The sequence below is a fragment of the Corynebacterium pilbarense genome, from assembly GCF_026930265.1.
GTDB lineage: Bacteria > Actinomycetota > Actinomycetes > Mycobacteriales > Mycobacteriaceae > Corynebacterium > Corynebacterium pilbarense.
This window is the reverse complement of sequence record NZ_JANRML010000004.1, coordinates 100,621-121,053: the sequence shown is the minus strand read 5'-3', so window position 1 is coordinate 121,053 and position 20,433 is coordinate 100,621. Positions and strand designations below refer to the sequence as shown.

The following is a 20,433-nucleotide window of genomic DNA, read 5'->3' as shown; positions in this document are numbered from 1 at the left end:
CAAACGCCGCTACTTCTGGCTGCTGGACTCGGAGCTCAGCTGCTCGCCCGGGGTGCAGTTCTTCCACAGCAGCGTGACAACGAGCGCTGCCACGGCAACCGCGCCAGCGCCGCCGATCAACGTGCCGTGCTCGCGGCCGAACGCCTGCAACTGGCGGTTGATGCTGTCCACCTGTTGCGCAACATCCGGGTTGTACAAGCCCGTCTTCTGCTGCAGCTGGGTGTTGAAGTCCTGCAGTGCCGAGTGCGCTTGCTGCGAGAACTCGTCTACCCACGGCAGGTTGACCTGCGAGCCGATCGCGATCGGGATCAGCGCGAGCAGCGGCAGACCGAATCCGACGCCGGTGGCGATGCAACGACCGCGCTCCTCATCCGTCAGTTCCGAGGAACCAGACGGCGCAGGGGCCGTGTCGGTGGGCTTTTCCACGATCACCTCGATGACCGCCTTGCTCGGGTCCTTGTCGGGGCGGGTGATTTCGACCTCGACGGGGTAGGTGCCCGGCTTGACGTCTTCCGGCGGGGTGATGATGACGTTGCCGTCGGGTTTGACCTCGACCCAGTCGGGCACGCTGGGTGCCGGGGTGACGGTGGCATCATCTGGCAGTGCCGGCGCCGGGATCTCGGTGGTGCCACCCGGGGTGACGGTCACCTCCGGTGGGTAGACGTCGGTGGGATCTTCAGGCACGGGAGCGGGCTCGGCCGGCACAGACGCCGGATCGAACGGGTTGGTGCCCTTGTTCACCTCGTCCTCGTTGGACACACCGTCGCCGTCCCAGTCGGAGACCTGCGCCATCGGCGTGCCGTCGACCGCCACGAGAGTGAACCGGGCGGTGACGTCCTCGTCGGCGGGCACGCCTGGGCGGTAGGTGACGGTCACGTCGGCGGAGGCGTCGAAAAGCGAAGCGAGCTCCGCTACCGACTCCTTGCCGGTGTACAACTTCGCCAGCGCCTCCAGCGTCGGCCCCACTGCGGTGATGTTGCCGCGGGCGTCCGGGTCGGAGATCTGCCACAGCCCGTTGTGGTCGTGCGTTGCGGTGATGTGCGCCTCGGAGACATCCGGAGCGACCTCGAAGGTCAAAAGCGCCGTGCCGGAACCGCCGAGCGCGGCGGCGACGGGGTCGCCGTAGCCCGGGTTGTAGGGCAGCTCGGCGGTGACCCGGATCTCCTCCGTCTCGTAGGAGCCATCCGGGTAGCGGATGGTCACGGTGGTGGTAAAGACATCGCCCGGTGCCGCATCCGCAGGCAGGGTGATGTAGGCGGTGCCATCGTCGGCGATGACGAACTCCGGGTTATCCACGGTGAAGGTGGTGCCCTCCGGCATGGAGCGGTCGCCGACCTGCGGCAGGGTCACCTTGGCGCCTGGCTGGGCGTGGGTCTGGTCCCAGAACGGGGTGTGCGTGGTGGACAGCGATTCACCCACGGTCAGGGTGGTCTCCACGACGTCCTTGGTGCCGTCCGGGTAGGTCACGGTGATCGACGCTGTCTGCTCGCCGGGCACGGAGGTGTCCGGCTCGGTGGTCCACTCGATGTGGGTGCCCGGCGGGAAGGTGTCGGCGTTGACGACGGCGGTGGCGGCCGCAGGGGCGTCCACAAACTGCTTCGTAAACACCGGGCGGGTGCCTGGCTGGTGGGACTCGTTCATCGGGGTCTCGGGGGCCTCGATGACGGTGACCTCCACCGGCACCCGGTCCTCGGTCTTGTCCGGGTAGGTCACCACCACAGTCGCGGCAGTGGTGCCAGGCTTGGAGGTGTCGGGCTCGCTGTCCCAGGTGATGGTGGTGCCGGCCGGCAGGTCGGACGCGTTGGAGATAGCGGTCGCGGCGTTCGGCGCAGGAGTGTCCACCACGGCCTGGATGCCCTGGCCCTGCGGGTCGTGCGTGTCAGCCTGGCTCGCCACGTCAACGGTGACGTCCACGGTGTCCGTGGAGCCGTCCGGGTAGGTCACCACCACTGTGGCCTGCTTTGCGCCCGGGGTAGAGGTGTCCGGGGCGGTCTTCCAGCCGAATGTGGTCCCCGCGGGAAGGTCGGCCGCATTCGCCACGGAGTTTCCGGCCTGCGGCACATCGCCGCTGGTGACGCTCTGGTCCTTTCCAGCCGGGTCGTGCTGGTCGGCCATGGAGCCGACTGCAACGTGGACGTTGACCTTGTCGGTGGTGCCGTCCGGGTAGGCCACCACCACCGTGGCGTCCTTCGTGCCCGGGGTAGAGGTGTCCGGCGCGTCCTCCCAAGTGATCGTGGTGCCCTCGGGGAGCAGCTCCGGGTTGGCAATAGACGCGGACGCCTCAGGGGCATCGCCCTCCTTCACGGACTGGTCCTTACCGGCCGGGTTGAACTGCTCGGACTGCTCGCGAACGCTCACTTTCACCTTCACGGTCTCAGTGGAACCGTCGGGGTAGGTCACAAGCACTTCGGCGTCCTTGTCGCCCGGGGCGGAGACGTCCGGCTCGGTCTTCCAGGTCACCGTGGTGCCGGCAGGCAGCTCGGAGAGGTTGGCAATCGAGCCGGTGGCCGCCGGCACTTGTCCGTTGTTGGTGCTCTGCGGCTGGCCCTCCGGGGAGAACTGATCGGCCTGGGAGCGCACGGCAACGGTGACCTTCACAGTGTCGGTCGTGCCGTCCGGGTAGGTCACCAGGACTTCGGCGTCCTTATTGCCAGGGGTGGAGGTGTCCACCGGCTGGGTGAACTCGAAGTAGGTGCCGGCCGGCAGGTCGTCGACGTTGCCCACGGAAGCGCGCGGCACGACGCTGTCGCCGACGTTGACGGTCTGCTCGCCAGCGTTCGGGGTGTGCTGCTCGTTCATCGGGGTCTTCGGTGCCGCTACGACGTGGACGGTGACCGGGACGCGGTCCACCGTGCCGTCCGGGTAGGTCACCAGCACCACGGCGGGGACATCGCCGGTTGCGGAGGTATCCGGCGCGACCGACCACGTGTAGACGGCATCGGCGGGCAGCTCCGCCACGTTGGCGATGGCGGTGCGCGCCGGCGGCGCGTCGACGCCTTCGACAGCGGTGATGTCCTGGCCGGCAGCGTCGTGCTGGTCGGTGTGGGTGCGCACGATGACCTTCACCGGCACGCGGTCAACGGAGCCGTCCGGGTAGGTCACCACAACAACGGCGTCCTTCACGCCCGAAGTGGAGGTGTCCACCGGCTGCTCCCAGCTGAGGTTCGTGCCCTCCGGCAGGTCGCCGGTGAGGGAGTTGCGCGGGTCGGCAGCCTCGCCCTGGTTCACCACCTGGTCAGCGGCGGCGGGATCGTGCATCTCGGCGTCGTCGCGCACCTGCACCACAACGGTGAGGGTCTCCGAAGTGCCGTCGGGATAGGTCACCAGCACCTCGCCGGTCTTCTGGCCGGGCGAGGAGGTGTCGGGCGCGGTCACCCAGGTGATGTCGGTGCCCTCTGGAAGCTCGCCGGCGTTGTCGACGGAGTCGGCGGCGGCCGGTTCTGCGCCCTTGTCCACTACCTGCAGCCCCGCGTGCGGGGTGTACTGCTGCTCGTTGGAGCGGACGCTAACGGTCACGCTCACGGTTTCGCTGGTCCCGTCGGGGTACTCCACGCGCACCACGGCGTCCTTCGCGCCGCCGCTCGAGGTATCTGGTGCGCTCTCCCACGTCAGCTTGGTGCCCACCGGCAGCGAATCGGGGTGCACAATGGAGGCGGCGGGCGCAGGGTCGTCGCCGATGTTGACGGTCTGCGTCCTGCCGGCGGGCGCGTAGTACTGCTCGTCGGTGCGTACGTTGATCTGCACGCTGACGCGGTCGACGGAGCCGTCCGGGTAAGTCACCAGCACCACTGCGTCCTTGGTGCCGGAGGTCGTGGTGTCCACGGGGGATTCGAAGGTAAAGGTGGTGCCTTCGGGCAGGTCGTTTGCGTTGCTTATCGACGCCTTCGGGTCCACCGCAGCATCCCTATTCACCGTCTGCGGCTGGCCAGCCGGCTCGTTCGCGTCCGCGAGCGGGCTCACAACGATCTGGGTTGTGACCACCTCGGAGGAGCCGTCCGGGTAGGTGACGGTGATAGAGACGTCCTGAACACCGGGCTTGGTGGTGTCCGGCTGCGTCTGCCAGGTGTAGGTGGCGCCGGGCAGGTCGTCGGTGTTGGCGATGGAGTCCTCCGGGCGCAGATCCTTGGCGCCGTTTTCCACGGTGCGCACCTTAGGCGCGGGCGTGGAGGTGTCGGCCTGCGGCCGCACGGTGACGGTGACCTCGACGGTTTCGGTAGAACCGTCGGGGTAGGTCACCTTCACGGTGCCGGTCTTGTCGCCGGGGGAGGAGGTGTCAGGCGTGCTGTCCCATTCCACCTTTGTGCCGGTCGGCAGGTCCGAAAGGTTGCCGATGGATGCGGCGGCGTCCGGGGTGGCGCCGTTGTCCACGGTCTGTTCCGCGGCGGCTGGGGCGTAGTCGTCCGCAAGCGGGGTGACGGTGACCTTCACGGTGATGGTGTCGACCGTGTCGTCCGGGTACACCACGCGCACCTCGACGTTGTCGAACGTGCCGGGTTTGTCCGTCGACGGCGGGTTGACGAACTCGAAGTGCGTGCCAGCCGGCAGCGAGTCCGCGTCCGCCACGGCGTTGCGGGCATCCAGCGCGCTGGTGGCCTTGACGGTGACGTCCTGGCCGGCCGGATCGTTGGTCGTGTTCATCGGGTCGGCGGGCTTCGATGTGACGTTGACCTTGACCGGCACTTCCTCGGTGGAGCCGTCCGGGTAGGTCACGCGCACGACCGCGTCCTGAGTGCCGGTTGCGCTGGTGTCCGGCTCGGTGGCCCAGGTAAAGGTGGTGCCGGCGGGTAGGTCGCCGATGTTGGTGATCGCCGACTCGGGGTACGCCTCGGCGCCTTCGACCACGTCGATGTCCTGGCCCTCGGGGGAGTTGGTGTCCGCCTGTGGGCGCACCGTGACGGTTGTGGTGACCTTTTCGGTGGAGCCGTCCGGGTAGGTGACAACCACGGTGACTTCCTGCTTGCCCGGCTTCGAGGTGTCCACCGGGTTCTCCAGCGCGAGCGTGGTGCCTTCCGGCAGCGTGTCCTCGTTGGCCAGCAGGTCTTCTGCCGTGACGTGGTCTCCGTTGTCGACGGTGACGTCGGCGCCCTGCGGGTCGGCCGAGTCCGACATGGGCCGCACGGTCACCTTCACGGCAACCGTGTCCACGGTGCCGTCGGGGTAGGTGATGATGACGTTGGTGGAGTGGGGGCCAGGCTGCGCGCCCGCCGGCGGCACCTCGTAAGCGAACTTGGTTCCCTCCGGCAGGTCGCCGGCGTTTGTGATCGAATCCTTCGGGTCGGCGTCGGTGCCGAAGTCCACGGTCTGGTCCTGGCCTTCAGGGGAGAACGTGTCGGCCTGCGAGCGCACAACAACGCTCACCGGCACCTTCTCTGTGGAGCCGTCCGGGTAGGTGACCACCACAACGGCGTCCTTTGACCCCGGCGAGGAGGTGTCGGGCGCTTCCTCCCATTCGAACGTGGTGCCCTTCGGCAGCGATGCGGTGTCGGCAAGGGAGTCTTGCGCCTTCGGCGTGGCACCGTTGTCGACGGTCTGCGTTTTCGCCACCGGCGCGTACTGCTCGGCCTGGGTGCGCACTTCCACCTGCACCTTGATGTCGTCGGTGGTGCCGTCCGGGTACGTCACGCGCACCACGCCGTCCTTCGTCCCCGGTGCGGAGGTGTCCGGGGTGGTGGCCCACTCGAAGCGGGTGCCGTCGGGAAGCTGCTGGTTCGGCAGCAGGGACAGCTCCGGGTCGAGCGTCGTGCCCTGATCCACTACCTGCACCGCCGGCTGCGGCGCGTACTGCTCGTTTTGCGGGGTCACCGTGACCTGCACCTGGACGCGGTCCTGAGTGCCGTCCGGGTAGGTGACAACGACAACGGCGTCCTTCGTGCCCGGCGTGGAGGTATCCGGGGCGTCCTCGAACTCGAAGGTGGTGCCTTCCGGCAGTTCGCTTGCGTTGCTTATCGACGCCTTCGGGTCCACCTCAGCACCATTGTCCACCGTCTGCGGCTGCCCGGACGGGTCGAACTGCTCCGCCTGCGTGCGCACGTGCACCGTCACCTCTACCCGGTCCACGGTGTCGTCGGGGTAGGTGACCAGAACAACGGCTTGCTTCGCGCCGGACGTGGAGGTGTCCACCGGAGTTTCGTAGGTGAAATGGGTGCCAGCAGGAATGTCGTCGGCGTTGGCGATGGAGGCGCGCGCGGTCGGCGTATCGCCCAGGTTGACCGTCTGGTCCTGACCGGCCGGATCGTTGGTCTGGTTCAGCGGCTTCGCCGGTGCCGGGGTGATGCGCACCGTCACCTCCACGCGGTCTACCGAGCCGTCGGGGTAGGTGACCAGGACCACTGCGGGGAAGTCGCCCTCCTTGTCGGTGGACGGCGGCGTTTCCCAGCTGTAAGTTGCGTCCGCCGGCAGATCCACCACGTTGGCGATGGCGGAGCGAGCCTCCGGCACAGCGGTGCCCACGACGGCCTCGGTGGTTTGGCCCTGCGGGGTGAACTCCTCCGCCTGCGGGGGCGGTGTGACGGTAACTTTGGCGAAGACCGTCTCCTGCGAGCCGTCCGGGTAGACCACCTGGACGGGGATCGTGTACTCGCCGGGCGCGGTGCCAGCGGGCGGGGTGGCGGTGAACCCGCCGGTGCCCGCATCCGAAGCTGCTTGCGTGGTCCAGCCGGAAACGGGGGAACCGGAGGCGTCGACAGGCGTGCCGAAGGTGAACTTCGTGTCCGCCGGAACGGACGTGTCCGTCTGGTTCAGTGTGACGGCCTTGCCGGGGAAGGTTTCCTTGGCGGGGTAGGCCGGCTGGCTCACTGCGTTTTGGCCCTTGGCCACGATAAAGGAGTCAGACGCGAGCAGGTCGTCGATGCCGCTGTAGAGGGTCGCCGAGTACACGGTTCCGGCAGCGGCGGTGGGGTCCGCGGACACCGGGAACGTGCACGCGTTCGCGTCCGAAAGCGAGGACACCGGGCACTCCTTGACCACCTTGCCAGTGGTTTCGTTGCGCCAGACGATGCGGTTGCCCGGCACCGGCGGCAGCGTGCCAGTGACGTTAAGCTGCGCCGTGCCGTCCAGCGGCGACGGGTTCAGCAGCTGGTCGTAGTTGGGAATGTCCAACTTCACCGGCCCGTAGGGCACGACCGCGAAGCCGAAGTTGTAGAAGTTGTCCGGCGCGGGGTTCATGCCCGGCACGATGGCCGCGGCGGGGTGGGGAGCCTCGCCGGCGTTGTCGTTGTACTTCTGGAACACCGGGGTGGGAAATGGTGAGTACGCGTTGACCTGCTGGCCGTTCTGGTCCGTGACCCACATGTACATGCGCGAGTTGCCGGAGAGTTCCTTGTAGTCGGTGCGCAGGGTGTACTGGCCGTTTTCGTCGGTCTTTCCGCTGACGGTTACCGCGATCGGTTCGTTGCCGGCAGCCCGCATTTCCTCGAGCATGGCCTTGATAGCGCCCGCTCGCTGCGCCAGCGTGATCTTGGAATCTTTTTCAATGGCCTCGACGCGCTTTTGGGCTTCGGGGGTCAGCACCGAGGCGAAGACGTTGTAGCCCTCGAGGTTGGTGTCGCCGTTGCCCGTGTTGCGGGTTGGCGGGCCGACCTGGCGGTCGCCCTTGAGCGTGTCCATCCACACGAAACCGGAGATGGTGTCCGTCACCGACAGGGTGGTCGCCGGATTGGACAGCGGGCCAAGCGGATCGACCTTCACGCTGGGTGCGGACATGTAGTTTTTGGCAGGATCCACTGCTTCGGTGAGGAAGATGCCGGTGCGCTGCATGTTTGTGCCCGCCAGCTGGAACATGCCGGACGCGTCCGCGGGGTACTGGCCGGAGCCCGGCGCCACGCCGACCCAGGAGTTGGGCACGATGCCGCCGGATTGGCGGGTGTAGACGTACTGGTTGCCCGTTTCCGGGTTGACCAGGTCTTTTTCCGCCACCCACAGGCGGTACGCCTGCTGGCCGTTGCCGACGCCGGAGGCGTTGAACAGGTGCGGTTTGCCGTTGGCGTCGTAGAAGGAGACGTAGTTGCCCTTTTTGTCCTTGACCAGGTTGCCGTTGGCGTCGCGCATGCGCAGGTCGAAGGCGTAGGCGCCGGCGGCCTGCCCCTTGAGGGCCTGGGACTGGGCCGCGTAGACGGGGGACAGCGTGCCGTCGGAGTCGCGGAACTGCATCAACACGGTGACACCGTTGAGACCCATGGAGTCGCTGATGCTCGACGGCGCGGTTGATTCCATGACGCCGACGCGCCCGGACAGCAGGCTCCCGGCGTTTGTGAGGTCGGTGGCGCTGTTGACGTAGCCGTTTTTGATGGCGTCTGCGTCGATGGTTCCAGCCGGGGCAGACCACTTCGAGTCGGCCGGGCTGCTGTTGGTCACAGCCTCAGCTTCTGGGGCGGTGTCGGGGGAGGCCACCGCATGCGTAAGCGGGGCAACGGTGGCAAGGGCAAGTGCGGCGGCAGCGATGGAGGTGCCGCGTCGACGGGAGGTCAGATGCGTGCTCATAAGGGGGTCCTTCTGTTGTGTTGTGCCGGTCCGGTACTGGCGCGCGGATGCTCGCGGGCGGTGACGCTTTGCGCAGTCTCCAATACAAGTATGAAGACTCACTGCGGAACTTGCCAGGGTTTTACGGGGACTAAAACCCTGTGGGTTGTGGGGAATACCCCGGTGCGGAGCCGCTCTGTGGGAAGCGGGTGCAGGACGTAAGATGGCGCGCATGCTCAATCCCGTGCACCTGGTGCTCGGCGAGGACGATTTCCTCGCCGAGCGCGCGACAAAAGCCATCGTCGCCCAAGCCGGCGAGGGTGTGGAGGTGACCACCCTGCGCGCCGGCGATGTCTCCGAGGGCGAGATCGCGATGGCCACAAGCCCGTCGCTGTTCGCGGAGGACCGCGTGGTGGTGGTCAAGCACGCGGAACTCGCCGGCAAGGAGCCCACCGAGATCCTCCTGCAGGCGTGTGTGAACCCCGCGCCGGGCATCACGCTGATCGTCGAGCACACCGGCGGCGGGCGCCAAAAGGCGATGGTGAAGAAGTTTGCCAAGGTCGCCGAGGTACACAAGGCTGATGCGCTGAAAGACAACGAACGCCGCTCCTGGCTGATGGAGGAGTTCCGCAGCCACGGCGTGCGTCCCACCCCGGACGTGGCCGCCGCGGTGCTGGAATCTGTCGGCTCGGATCTGCGCGAGCTTGCCTCCGCCGTTAGCCAGCTGGTCAGCGACACCGAGGGCGAGCTCACCGTCGAATCGGTGCGTGCCTACTACGTGGGCGTGGCTGAGGTCGCCGGCTTCGACATCGCGGACCAGGCAGTGGCGGGACGCGCGGACCGGGCGCTCGCCTCCACGCGCCGCGCGCTGCAGCTGGGCACCAGCCCGGTGTCCATCGCGGCGGCGCTCGCGCGCAAGGTCGGCGACATCGCCAAACTGCACGGCGTGCGCGGCAACCCGGACCAGTTGGCGCGCACCGTCGGCATGCACCCGTACGTGGCGAAAAAGACCATGCAGGTGGCGCGCCAGTGGAGCGGGGACGCGGTGTCCCACGCCGTGATCATCGTCTCCGACCTCGATGCCGAGGTGAAAGGCCAAGGCGGCGACCCGGAGTTCGCCCTCGAAAACGCGGTGCGGCGCATCGCGGAGCTGGCATGATCGCGCCGGGCGATCTTGCGGTCATCGTCGGGCTGAACCTGGTCGGCGCCGCCGCCCCCGGCCCGGACATGGTCCTGCTCATGCGCACGGCGACCCGCTCGCGAAAGCACGCCTGGGCGACCAACCTGGGTATCCACACCGGTGCAGCGCTGTGGTTCACGCTCACCGTCGTGGGTGCGGCGGCGCTTTTGCACGCGGTGCCGCAGGCCGTCGCCGCCATTCAGATACTCGGTGGCGCGGCGCTGATCTGGATGGGCCAACACAACCTGCGCGGCGGGCTGCGCGACAGGCACGATCCACCCGCGGATCTGGAGGAAGCGGTGCAGCGGTTGGGCTCGGTGCAAGCTGCCTATCGACGAGGCGTGGCCACCAACCTGGCCAACCCCAAAATCGTGGTCGCGCTGACCGCCATGATCGCGCCGCTTTTGCCCGCGAACCCCTCACTGGCAACCGCGGTGATTGTCATCGCCGCGCTCTGGCTCAGCTCGTTCGCCCTGTTTGGAGCGGTCGCGCAGATCACCTCGGCAGAACGTGTGCGCCGGAAGTTCCTTCGCGCCGGGCCGTACATCGACATCGTCGCGGGCGCGTTTTTCATGGTGGTCGGCGTTGTACTCATCGCCCGCGGGATTGTCAGCGTGGTCTAGAGATACTGGCGCAAGAACTGCGCCGTCTGGCGCGTCGCGTCAGGCGAGTCGAACCAGGTGTGGCCGCCGCCTTCGACGCGCTCGATGCGCACGGGCTCAGCACAACCGACGAAGTCGAAGGTGGTCACCCCGGCGGAACGGGACTGCGTGGTCAAAAGGTAGCAGTCGTTCTTGCGGGCGAAGGTGCGCGCCACATCCTCCACCGACTCGTAGGAAGCGCCGTGGCGGGTACCGCCGTCGTAGCGCACCACGCCGTCGTTGGTGCCGTGCATGATCATCATCGGTACCTCGCCGCTTGTGCAGCCGGCGACGGTGGGGGAGTAGAACGCGCCGGCCACCGACGCCACGCCGCGCACCGTCTCCGGGGCGCGGCACGCCAGGGCGGCGACCATGCCGCCGCCGTTGGACAGACCCACGGCGACGGTGCGGGAGGTGTCGGCGTTATAGCGCGAAGCAACGTCGTTAAGCACGGCTTTTGTGTACGCGACATCCTCGTCGATGCTGGTGTCCGCGTACGGCGCGCCGCCCCACGCATTGTCCACGCCCTGGCCGTAGACCACGATCGCGTCCGAGAACTGGCTTTCCAGGTTGGAGTAGTCGTGCATGTTGGCAGACGTGTGGTGCCAGCCGCCGAAGCCGAGCACCACCGGGTAGGACTTCTCCGCGTCGAAGCCGCGCGGCAGCACCACGTCGTAGGTGCGGGTGCGCCCGTCAACCTGCAGCGAGTGGGTGTGCTCGCGCGAAGGCGAGGTTACGCTGCCGTTTTTCACCATCGGAATTGCGATGGCGATGCTGGCTACCAGCGCCGCCAGCACCCCGAGCGCGCGCACCTGCTCCGGGTCTACGCCCGGGGCGTAGCGGGCCAATAGCGCCTCAAACTCGGGCGAGGAGCTTAACTGCTGCGCCTCGGCCGGCGCGACCGGCAACGACAGAGACAGGGAAGTGGCAAGCGCAGCTGCGAGCGCGCGGCGGGAGTGTTTCACGGCAGTATTCGTTTCTCTTCAAAGGGGTTTACACACGAAACGCCCCGTGCACCGGTTGAACGATGCACGGGGCGAAACACGATGGAATTAGTCCATCTTGTTCAGGGCGCGAGCCATGTTGGACTTCTTGTTCGCCGCGGAGTTGCGGTGGAACACGCCCTTGGTCACAGCCTTGTCCAGCTTGCGGGAAGCCACGCGCAGCTGCGCCTCAGCGGCAGCCTTGTCGCCGGACTCCACAGCCTCGCGGAACTTGCGGATCTCCGTGCGGGTGGCGGAGCGGACGGACTTGTTGCGCTGACGACGCTTCTCGTTGGTGAGAACGCGCTTCTTCTGCTGCTTGATGTTAGCCATTATGAAATACCTCTTGGTTTCTCAATCGAACACGGATGTCGTCGTCCCAGCCGGGCGAAAACGCGCACTGCTTTGGCTATGAACGCGAACCCAAGGTCCTGCCCGCGTAGCAGCACGCACCCGAAAGTGGCCGGAGACGGTCAACTCGAGCAGGATAACAGCCCGTCTTTACCGGGACAAACTGGCCTTAGAGCCACTGGAAGCGCTCGCGCAGCGTGTTCGCCACACGCTCGAAGCGGCGCTGCGGCACGGTGGTGCCGCGCCGGTGCACGTCGGCCTCCGGCACGACGAGGGTCTTGTCCAGGCGCACCCAGCAGGGTTGGCCGGATGCGTCCCAGTCGCCGGGGCCGATTTCAAACCAGCGGTCGTCTTCCGCGTGGCCTGCTTCCGGGGAGATGAGCAGGCCCAAGATGTCGCTGTGCTCCCGGCCCACCACCAGCATCGAGCGCTCTTTCGGCGGGTGCGACGGCACGGTCACCCACACCACCTCGCCGGGTTCGGCGCCACCGTCCATGTCGGGGGCGTAGTAGACGTTGCGGGGCACCGAGCCGGTGGGGCGCACGTCCATGCGCGAGGCGCGCTTGCGACGCATCTCAATCTGGTTGGCCACCCGGTCGTGCAGCAGAGCCAGGCCCTGGTCGAGCGATGCCGTGCGGGGTCGCGCACTCTTGCGCTTAAATCGCTCGAACGCCACGTTGGCACCTCCACATTGCAGTTATCTGCAACCTTAAGCTGTCTCGCCTGCTGGGACAAGGGGTTTCTGCTGATCGGCTGAAACTCCTTTGAGCGCCCACAGCAGCAGGATGGTGCACGCGATGGTCATCAGGGAGGCCCCGAGCATCTGCTGCACCCCGATCTCCGTGGCGTTCGGGTCCAGCATGTCCACCGCGCCGGAGCAGAAGAACACCGTGTTGCCGACGGCGTGCAGCGCGATCCCGGCCTCAAGCCCACCGGTGCGCCACGTCAGCACCGCGGTGCACACGGCAAAGATGGCGATATCGATCAGCCCGATCCAGTTGTAGGTGTGGCTGGCCACAAACAGCACGCCCGGCAGCGCGTAAGCAAGCCACGCCGGCGCGCGCCACTGCCCGAGGATCTGCGGCAGCGCGCCGCGGAAGACGTATTCCTCGGCCGCGGACTGCAGCGGCACGGCGATCAACAGGGCCGCGATTAGGGTCAACCGGAACGGGTTGAAGGTGGCGTCGGCGGCGGCGCCCCGGAGGACGTCGATAAGCAAAGATACTGCGTACACCGCACCCACCACCGCGAGCGAGCGCCCCAGCACACCCCACCGCAGACGCAACGCGGTGCTGTGCAGCGCGCGCGGGCGGCGGCCAGCGATAAGTGCTGCGAGAAACGGCGCCGGCAGGATCGCCGCGATGAGCAGCACCTGGACCAGCGGGGTAAGCGGATCCGTCGTGCCCGACAGCAGGTCTAGATAGTTCCGCCCGCTCAGGCCCGCCGCCAGCCCGAGGAGCATCGCGGAGATAGCCACGAAGGCGATGACCAACCCCACCAGCACGAGAAGTTCAATCAGCGCCCGCCACCACGCGGCGGGCCGGGTGCGATCAGCGAGTCCGAGACGGTGATAAGGCATGGTGCATACCGTAGCGCGGGGCTACGCAAAGTAGGATGTGGCAACTATGGCCGCCAAATCGAAAAATTTTGCAGAGGAAACGTTCACGGACCCCGCCCGGATCCGCAACTTCTGCATCATCGCGCACATCGACCACGGCAAGTCCACGCTGGCAGACCGCATCTTGCAGCTGTCCAACGTCGTCGACGAGCGCGAGATGCGCGACCAATACCTCGACAACATGGACATCGAGCGCGAACGCGGCATCACCATCAAGGCGCAGAACGTGCGCCTGCCGTGGGTGCCCAAGACCGGCGATCACGTCGGCGAGCAGATGGTGCTGCAGATGATCGACACCCCGGGCCACGTCGACTTCTCCTACGAGGTCGCCCGCAGCTTGGACGCCTGCGAGGGGGCAATTTTGCTTGTCGACGCAGCCCAGGGCATCGAGGCGCAAACCCTGGCCAACCTGTACATGGCCATCGACAACGACCTTGAGATCATCCCGGTTTTGAACAAGATCGACCTGCCGGCGGCGGACCCGGAGAAGTACGCCCTGGAGATCGCCAACATCATCGGCTGCGAACCGGAGGATGTGCTGCGCGTCTCCGGCAAAACCGGCGAGGGCGTGCCGGAGCTTTTAGACCGCGTGGTGGACCTCATTCCGGCTCCGACCTCCCCGGCGGGTGCGGCAGCGCCTGACGCCGACGCGCCGGCGCGTGCGCTCATCTTCGACTCGGTGTACGACACCTACCGCGGCGTGGTCACCTACATCCGCATGATGGACGGCAAGCTCGAGCCGAACCAGAAGGTGCTGATGATGAACACCGGCAAGACGCTCGAGATCCTCGAGATCGGCGTCGTCTCGCCGACGATGAAAAAGACCAAGGGGCTAGGCCCCGGCGAGGTGGGCTACCTCATCACCGGCGTCAAAGACGTGCGCGACACCCGCGTCGGCGACACCGTCACCTGGGCCTCCAAGGGTGCTGAGGAACCGCTCGAGGGCTTCGAAGAGGTCAAGCCCATGGTGTACTCGGGCCTGTTCCCGGTCAGCCAGGAAGACTTTCCCACGCTGCGCGAGAGCCTGGAGAAACTGCAGCTTAACGACGCCTCCCTGACCTGGGAGCCGGAAACTTCCGTCGCGTTGGGCTTCGGCTTCCGCTGCGGATTCTTGGGCCTGTTGCACATGGAGATCACCCGCACCCGCTTAGAGCGCGAGTTCGACCTGGACCTGATCTCCACCGCACCGTCCGTGACCTACCGCGTGGTCTCCGAGGACGGCACCGAGCAGCTCGTGCACAGCCCCTCGGACTGGCCCAGCGGCAAGATCCCCGAGGTCTACGAGCCGATCGTGAACATGACCATCATCGTGCCCCAGGAGTTCGTCGGCTCCACCATGGAGCTGTGCCAGTCCAAGCGCGGGCAGATGAAGAACATGGAGTACCTGTCCGAGGACCGCGTGGAGCTGCGCTACATCATGCCGCTCGGCGAGATCATCTTCGACTTCTTCGACATGCTGAAATCCCGCACCAAGGGCTACGCCTCGCTCAACTACGAGGAGGCTGGCGAGCAGCTCGCGGACCTGGTCAAGGTGGACATCCTGCTCCAAGGCGAGCCGGTGGACGCTTTCTCCGCCATCGTGCACAAGGACTCGGCGCAGTGGTACGGCAACAAGATGACCAAAAAGCTCAAGGAGCTCATCCCGCGCCAACAGTTCGAGGTGCCGGTTCAGGCCGCCATCGGCTCGAAGATCATCGCCCGCGAAAACATCCGCGCGCTGCGCAAGGACGTGCTGTCCAAGTGCTACGGCGGCGACATCTCCCGCAAGCGCAAGCTGCTGGAGAAGCAGAAGGCCGGTAAGAAGCGCATGAAGAACATCGGCTCGGTCACCGTGCCTCAGGAGGCGTTCGTGGCGGCGCTGTCCACCGACGGCGAGGAGTAGCTACTCCTCCACGAAGCGGAGGTGGCGTCCCTGTTTCGTGGCCTTCCTGAACATCGCCTGCAGGGCCCACACCAGCGCGAACATCAGCACGAAGATGATCAGCCCCATGCCCAGGTTGCCCCACAGGCCCTCCCAGCCGGCGGCCTCGGCCCAGTCCGGGGCACCGATGGCCGCGGCGACGAAACCTAAAATCAGGTTCATTGCCTCGGAGCGCTTCGCCTCCGCCTCGGCGATTTCGCCGGAGACCTGCTCGAACTGGGTACGGATCACGCCTTGGCGGGACTTGACCTTGGTGTCGAAGTCGTCGCGCAGCTGGTCAAAGCCGGTGGCGCGCTGCAGCCCCTTGAGCACGCGGGTGTCGATGTCGCGGCCCGGCACGCGCCTAAACCACAGCTTGTCGCGGATCTCAATGTGGTCCAGCTGCAGCTTCTCCAGGCGCTCCAGGTCCGCCTGCAACGCTTGGCGTTGCACCTGCTCGGTACCGGCGGCGCCATCTGCCCGGCTGGTGTGCGCTGCGGAGTCGCCGATGATCTTCAGCGACTTGCGCAGGTGCGTTTCGCCCGCCTGGGCGCGCATCTGCAGCATCACCAGGTCTACGAACCGGGTGTTGGCCAACGACCAGTAGCGCATGCCTTCGCGGCTGGCGGATTTACTGCGCACCATGCCCACGCCGGACTCGGAAGTCATCACGGTCCAGGACGACAGCTTCGCCGCCACGAACCCGCTTAGCGCCTCGGGCGTTTGCAGTGGCACCTGCTCGGGGTAGGAGTCCGCCCCGGTGAGGATCTGCCAGGCCCATTGCTCGTGCCACTTCCAGGTGCTGTCGGGGTCGTCGAGCACGAACGGAGCGTCGATACGCGAAGGCACCGAGCCGTTGTTGCCCTCGCTCAAGGTGTCCAGCACCGACTGCGGCTTCGCGGGGTTGGGGATGGCCATGGCCACGCGCTGCGGGGCGGGCAGCGTGAACGTGCTCGAGCAGTCGCCTTCGCAGGTGGCCACGAGCCCGCCGCTGGTAGACAGCTTCATCGAGGTCTCGCGCCCGAGCGCGGAATCGATTTCGCGCACGGCGATGTTGACGAACTTAGTCAGGGCGAACAGCTGCGGCGGGCTGTAGTCGTAGTCGCCGGCGCGGTCGTAGAACTGCACCGAGTTGCGCGGCTTGGTTAGCGCGGCGCTCAAGAATCCCAGCGTGGCCGAAGAGAGGTTCTCCGCCACAACGTTGAGCACCAAAAAGTCGCTGACCACGTGCGCCGGCTCCGGCACCTTGGCGGCCAGGTTGGTCAGGTGCAGGTCGTGGAACTGCAGCACCTCCGCCGACATGAGACGCAGCGTCGCGGTGCCGTGGCTTCCGCGCGCGCCGCGCACCTGGTCTTCCCACGCCACCTGGTTGTCGTAGTTAACCAGCTCGAAGGCGGTCTCGTTGGGGACTTCGTCGAAGGCGAAGTGGTGCGCGGCGATCGCGGGGTCCCAGCCCGCATCAGCCAGGTCCCTCTCTTCGGTGACGGGGGCATGTGCTTGGCGACGCCTCCGGTTAGCCGCAACCACCTCATCCAACTCCGAGTGGTCGAATACCTCCCGGTTCGCGTGCGGGCGGCTATCCGCAGTGCGCTTCACGTCCGCGTCGACGGAGCCTGCGCCCACGGCGTCGTGCACCGGCTCCAGGAACCGGTTGCGCGCGTCGTTGTAGTAGGGCCGGCCACCTTCAACGATGATGTCGCCGTAGTAGCCCTCGCGCTCGTCGGGTTTGCGGAAGACGCCGCGCGAATGGTCCCACATGGGGTTTTCAACGGTGCGCAGACCTTTGTCGCGGCCGTAGGCCCAGCCGCGTGCGCCGAGGTCGAACGGTTTCCCGTCCGCAGTCAGGCTTGCGGCTTCTGGGATGGGAAGCACCAGAGAAAAAGACGCCAGCCGCCACTCCGGTAACATCGTTGCACTGAACGATTCCGGGACGAGGAAATCGTATCCGATGTCCTGGTAAGAACGCACTTTCATAGTTGGAGGGTATCCCATGGGCTCCACCGTATTCTTGCCGGATGTCACCGTGCGGGAGCATGAGATTGAGGTGCCGGTGAGCCGAGAGGATGCGTCCTCAGGCAATATCAGCGTCTTTTGCCGCGAGCTTTCTGCCGACGACTCACTGCCGGCCATCGCGTATTTCCAGGGTGGCCCCGGCAAGCCCGGCCCCCGGATGCTGATGGACTGGATTCCGGAGGCGCTGAAGCGCTACCGCGTGTTTTTGATGGACGAGCGCGGCACGGGGCGCTCCCACAAGATCGACCGCACCACGCCCGAGCGCATCACCGCGGACATGCTCGCGCACCTGCGCCCGCCGGATGTGGCCGCCGACGCCGAGGCGATGCGCCAACATTTGGGCCTTGAGCAGTGGGACCTGTTGGGCAATTCCTTCGGTGCGGCGTGCGCGAGCTCGTACCTGTCCTATTTCCCGTCGGGCTTGCGCCGCGTGCACCTGGCGGGCGCGGTGCCGGAGCCGGAGATGGACGTCGACGCGTTCAACCGCCTGACGTTCCAATTGCTCGCGCAGAGGCAGCGGGAGCTTTTCCGCGCGATTCCGTGGATGAAAGACAGAGTCGAAGAGGTTGCCGACCACCTGGATAACCACGACGAACGCATGCCAACCGGGGAGCGTCTGTCCGCAACAAGGATGAAGATGGCCGGTGTGCTGCTGGGGGAGGAGGACGACTTCGCCCAGCTGGCCAACCTGTTCGAGGCACCGTTTACCACCCGTGGCGGGGAGAAGCGCCTGCGCGGAGATTTCCTGGCGCAGCTCGGCAGCATCATTTCGCTGGAGACCATGCCGCTGTGGGCCGTGATCCACGAGACCGTGATGGCGCGGCCGGGCCACGCGGTGAACTGGTCCGCGGACCGCATCTGGCGCGAGGAGTTCTATGATCTGCCCCTGCTTGGCAACCACTTCTTCCGCACCCACTTCGAAGAAGACCCGGCGCTGATGCCCTTCTACGAGGCGGTGGACCAGGTGCATCACCGCACGGACTTAAAGGCGCAGGCGCAGGACATGTCCGCAAACACGGTTCCGGCCGCGGCGATCCTGTACGAAAAGGACGTGTTCATCCCGTACGAGCTGACCATCCAATCCGCCCGCAAGACCCCGAACTTGCAGGTGTGGACGCACTCCGAGTGGTTCCACGACGGCATCTGGGCGCACGGCGCGGATGTCGCCCGCGGCCTGTTTGAGAGGCTGGACTGATGCGCGAGATCGAAATCACCCGCGGCGGGTTCACCGTCTTCGCCCGTGTGCTGGGCGAGACCCAGGCCCCGGCGCTTTTGTACCTGCAGGGCGGGCCGGGTTTTCCGGCGCCGCGCCAGCGCTTCGAGTGGGTCAGTCACGCCCTTGAACGCGGCTACCAGGTGGTGCTGCTGGACCAGCGCGGCACCGGCCGGTCCACCCGCATCGACTCGGCCACCCCGGAGCTGATCCACACGGATGTACTGGCCAGCCTGCGTGCCGACGAGATCGTCGCCGACGCCGAAGCGCTGCGCGAAGAGATGGGGCTTGACCGCTGGGACGTGCTGGGCCAGTCCTTCGGCGGGTTCTGCCTCATGCATTACCTGGCCGCGCGCCCGGAGGGGGTGGGTAAAGCGTTATTTACCGGAGGTGTGCCGTCGATAGGCAAAGGCGCAGACGAGGTCTACCGGGCGACGTTTGCGAAGCTGAAGCACCGCCACCGGCAGTTCAACGAGGCCTACCCGGACGCCGAGCGGATGGTGCGCGAGGTGTGCCGCCACCTCGAGGCGCAGGAGGAGGTCTTGCCGACGGGCGAGCGGCTGAGTGCGCGCCGGCTGCGCACCGTGGGCATCGAGCTGGGGCGCGAAGGCGGCTTCGAGTCGCTGGCGCGGCTGTTCGAGGCGCCGTTCCACCAAAACGGCCGGCTGCGCACCGATTTTCTGGCGGAGGTGGGCGAGCGTGTGAGCTTTGCCAAGGGGCCGCTGTACGCCGCGGTGCACGAAACCATCTACGGCGGGACGGTGCCGGGCGCGACCAACTGGGCGGCCGAGCGGGTGTCCCGTGAGCTCGCGGGTTTTCACCCGGACGCCAGCCCCGACGATGAGGAGTTCTACCTCACCGGCGAGCACATCTTTCCGTTCCAATTCGACGAAGACCCGGCGCTGCGCCCGTTCAAGCAGGTGGCGCACGAGCTGGCGGAAAAGGACGACTGGCCCAACCTGTACGCGGGGCTTAGCGGCGACTACGACGCCTACGCGGCGGTGTACACCGACGACATCTTCGTCCCGCGCGAGCTGTCGCTTCAGACCGCCTCGACGATCGGCGCGCAGGTCTTTGAGACGGACGTCTACCAGCACGACGGGCTGCGCCGCCACGGTGCGGCGGTGCTGGGCCGCCTGCTGGACATGGCTGGGGCCTAGAGCAGGGGGGCTAGAGCTCTGGCAGCGCGTCTCCCACGGACGGGTAGGACGGCTGCGCGCCGGGCCGGGTGACAGAGAACGCGCCGACGCGGCAGGCGAACGCCGCGGCATCTGCCATGCTGTCGCCCTCGAGGATGCGGTGGCAGAACGCGCCCGCGAACGAGTCGCCCGCGCCGACGGTGTCCACCGCCTCCACCTTGGGCGAGTCGATGTGGGTGAGCTCCTCGGCGGTGGCCACCAGCGCGCCCGCGGAGCCCAAGGTGAGCACCACGGAGGCGAACCCGGCGTCCAGCAGGCGCCGCGCCAGCTCCTCCGGCGTGCCCGCGCCGTCGAGGCCGAGCTGCTCCAGGATCAAGCCAGCTTCGTGCTCGTTGGCCATGAGGGGATCGGCGGCAAGCAGCGCCTCGCGCGGCACGTCGACGACGGGCGCGAGGTTGACCACCACGCGCCCCCGCGCCAGCTCCACGGCGCGCGCAAACCCGTCGGCGGGGATCTCGCCCTGCAGCAGCACCAGCTCGGCGGCCTCCACGGCGTCTGCGTGCCTATCGACGAATGCCGCGTCCACCAGCGCGTTCGCCCCCGGAACCACGAGCACGGTGTTTTCGCCGTTGGCCGCGACGGTGATCACGGCCAGGCCGGTGACTTCCTCGACTTCTTCGACGTGGCGCAGATCCACCCCGGCCTCGCGCAGGATCGCGGTGGCGGGGTCGGCGTTGGCGTCGGTGCCGGTCGCGCCGACGAGCACGACCGGGGTGCCCAGCTTCGCCGCGGCGACGGCCTGGTTCGCGCCCTTGCCGCCGGCGGTAATCCCGCCGCCTGCGCCCAGCAGGGTCTCGCCCGGGGTGGGGTGGCGTTCGACGTTGACGGTCAGGTCGGCGTTGATGGATCCGACGACGCACATACTCATGGGCGCTAAC

The 20,433-nt window shown here is 67.0% G+C and carries 12 protein-coding genes; 5 read left to right on the top strand and 7 right to left on the bottom strand.

Annotated features, from left to right (window positions below):
• Window positions 1-9: 9 nt before the first annotated feature.
• The gene (locus tag NUW87_RS05095) at window positions 10-8,478 is read right to left on the bottom strand and encodes a Rib/alpha-like domain-containing protein (RefSeq protein ID WP_269027541.1); all 8,469 of its coding nucleotides are present in this window, start codon (window positions 8,476-8,478) and stop codon (window positions 10-12) included.
• Between the two features lie 202 nt (window positions 8,479-8,680).
• Between NUW87_RS05095 and holA the strand changes: the two genes are divergently transcribed.
• The gene (holA, locus tag NUW87_RS05090) at window positions 8,681-9,616 is read left to right on the top strand and encodes a DNA polymerase III subunit delta (RefSeq protein ID WP_269027540.1); all 936 of its coding nucleotides are present in this window, start codon (window positions 8,681-8,683) and stop codon (window positions 9,614-9,616) included.
• Complete coding sequence (locus tag NUW87_RS05085; protein ID WP_269027538.1) at window positions 9,613-10,260, top strand: LysE family translocator; 648 nt, start codon at window positions 9,613-9,615, stop codon at window positions 10,258-10,260. The genes holA and NUW87_RS05085 overlap by 4 nt, the downstream gene beginning before the upstream one ends.
• Here NUW87_RS05085 and NUW87_RS05080 read toward each other — a convergent pair.
• From NUW87_RS05080 to NUW87_RS05065, 4 genes are all read right to left on the bottom strand, one after another.
• Window positions 10,257-11,243, bottom strand: a complete 987-nt coding sequence (locus NUW87_RS05080; RefSeq protein WP_269027536.1) for a CE1 family esterase — start codon at window positions 11,241-11,243, stop codon at window positions 10,257-10,259. The two genes, NUW87_RS05085 and NUW87_RS05080, sit on opposite strands and share 4 nt — an antisense overlap.
• 87 nt (window positions 11,244-11,330) lie before the next feature.
• Window positions 11,331-11,594, bottom strand: a complete 264-nt coding sequence (gene rpsT, locus NUW87_RS05075; protein ID WP_034998260.1) for a 30S ribosomal protein S20 — start codon at window positions 11,592-11,594, stop codon at window positions 11,331-11,333.
• A 187-nt stretch (window positions 11,595-11,781) separates the two neighbouring features.
• A complete protein-coding gene (locus NUW87_RS05070) occupies window positions 11,782-12,288 on the bottom strand; it encodes a type II toxin-antitoxin system PemK/MazF family toxin (RefSeq protein WP_034998261.1) in 507 nt (168 codons plus the stop codon).
• Window positions 12,289-12,321: 33 nt separating this feature from the next.
• Window positions 12,322-13,191: a CPBP family intramembrane glutamic endopeptidase gene (locus tag NUW87_RS05065; protein WP_269027535.1), complete on the bottom strand. Its 870-nt coding sequence runs from the start codon at window positions 13,189-13,191 to the stop codon at window positions 12,322-12,324.
• A gap of 46 nt (window positions 13,192-13,237) precedes the next feature.
• On the opposite strand from NUW87_RS05065, the gene lepA reads away from it, so the two are divergent.
• Complete coding sequence (lepA, locus tag NUW87_RS05060) at window positions 13,238-15,112, top strand: translation elongation factor 4 (protein ID WP_269027534.1); 1,875 nt, start codon at window positions 13,238-13,240, stop codon at window positions 15,110-15,112.
• Here the strand turns inward: lepA and NUW87_RS05055 are convergent, their stop codons facing one another.
• Complete coding sequence (locus tag NUW87_RS05055) at window positions 15,113-17,104, bottom strand: hypothetical protein (RefSeq protein ID WP_269027533.1); 1,992 nt, start codon at window positions 17,102-17,104, stop codon at window positions 15,113-15,115.
• Between the two features lie 16 nt (window positions 17,105-17,120).
• Between NUW87_RS05055 and NUW87_RS05050 the strand changes: the two genes are divergently transcribed.
• Window positions 17,121-18,338, top strand: coding sequence for an alpha/beta fold hydrolase (locus tag NUW87_RS05050; RefSeq protein ID WP_269027532.1), 1,218 nt, complete (start codon window positions 17,121-17,123; stop codon window positions 18,336-18,338).
• Window positions 18,338-19,516: an alpha/beta fold hydrolase gene (locus tag NUW87_RS05045; protein ID WP_269027530.1), complete on the top strand. Its 1,179-nt coding sequence runs from the start codon at window positions 18,338-18,340 to the stop codon at window positions 19,514-19,516. Before NUW87_RS05050 ends, NUW87_RS05045 begins: the two co-directional genes overlap by 1 nt.
• Window positions 19,517-19,526: 10 nt before the next feature.
• On the opposite strand, the gene NUW87_RS05040 is transcribed toward NUW87_RS05045, so the two are convergent.
• Complete coding sequence (locus tag NUW87_RS05040; RefSeq protein ID WP_269027529.1) at window positions 19,527-20,423, bottom strand: ribokinase; 897 nt, start codon at window positions 20,421-20,423, stop codon at window positions 19,527-19,529.
• Between the last annotated feature and the right edge of the window lie 10 nt (window positions 20,424-20,433).

What these genes read in the sequence shown, in the direction of transcription:
- NUW87_RS05095 (WP_269027541.1), bottom strand. Translation starts at nt 8,478, where the DNA reads ATGAGCACGCATCTGACCTCCCGTCGACGCGGCACCTCCATCGCTGCC.
- holA (WP_269027540.1), top strand. Translation starts at nt 8,681, where the DNA reads ATGGCGCGCATGCTCAATCCCGTGCACCTGGTGCTCGGCGAGGACGAT.
- NUW87_RS05085 (WP_269027538.1), top strand. Translation starts at nt 9,613, where the DNA reads ATGATCGCGCCGGGCGATCTTGCGGTCATCGTCGGGCTGAACCTGGTC.
- rpsT (WP_034998260.1), bottom strand. Translation starts at nt 11,594, where the DNA reads ATGGCTAACATCAAGCAGCAGAAGAAGCGCGTTCTCACCAACGAGAAG.
- NUW87_RS05065 (WP_269027535.1), bottom strand. Translation starts at nt 13,191, where the DNA reads ATGCCTTATCACCGTCTCGGACTCGCTGATCGCACCCGGCCCGCCGCG.
- lepA (WP_269027534.1), top strand. Translation starts at nt 13,238, where the DNA reads ATGGCCGCCAAATCGAAAAATTTTGCAGAGGAAACGTTCACGGACCCC.
- NUW87_RS05055 (WP_269027533.1), bottom strand. Translation starts at nt 17,104, where the DNA reads ATGAAAGTGCGTTCTTACCAGGACATCGGATACGATTTCCTCGTCCCG.
- NUW87_RS05050 (WP_269027532.1), top strand. Translation starts at nt 17,121, where the DNA reads ATGGGCTCCACCGTATTCTTGCCGGATGTCACCGTGCGGGAGCATGAG.
- NUW87_RS05045 (WP_269027530.1), top strand. Translation starts at nt 18,338, where the DNA reads ATGCGCGAGATCGAAATCACCCGCGGCGGGTTCACCGTCTTCGCCCGT.
- NUW87_RS05040 (WP_269027529.1), bottom strand. Translation starts at nt 20,423, where the DNA reads ATGAGTATGTGCGTCGTCGGATCCATCAACGCCGACCTGACCGTCAAC.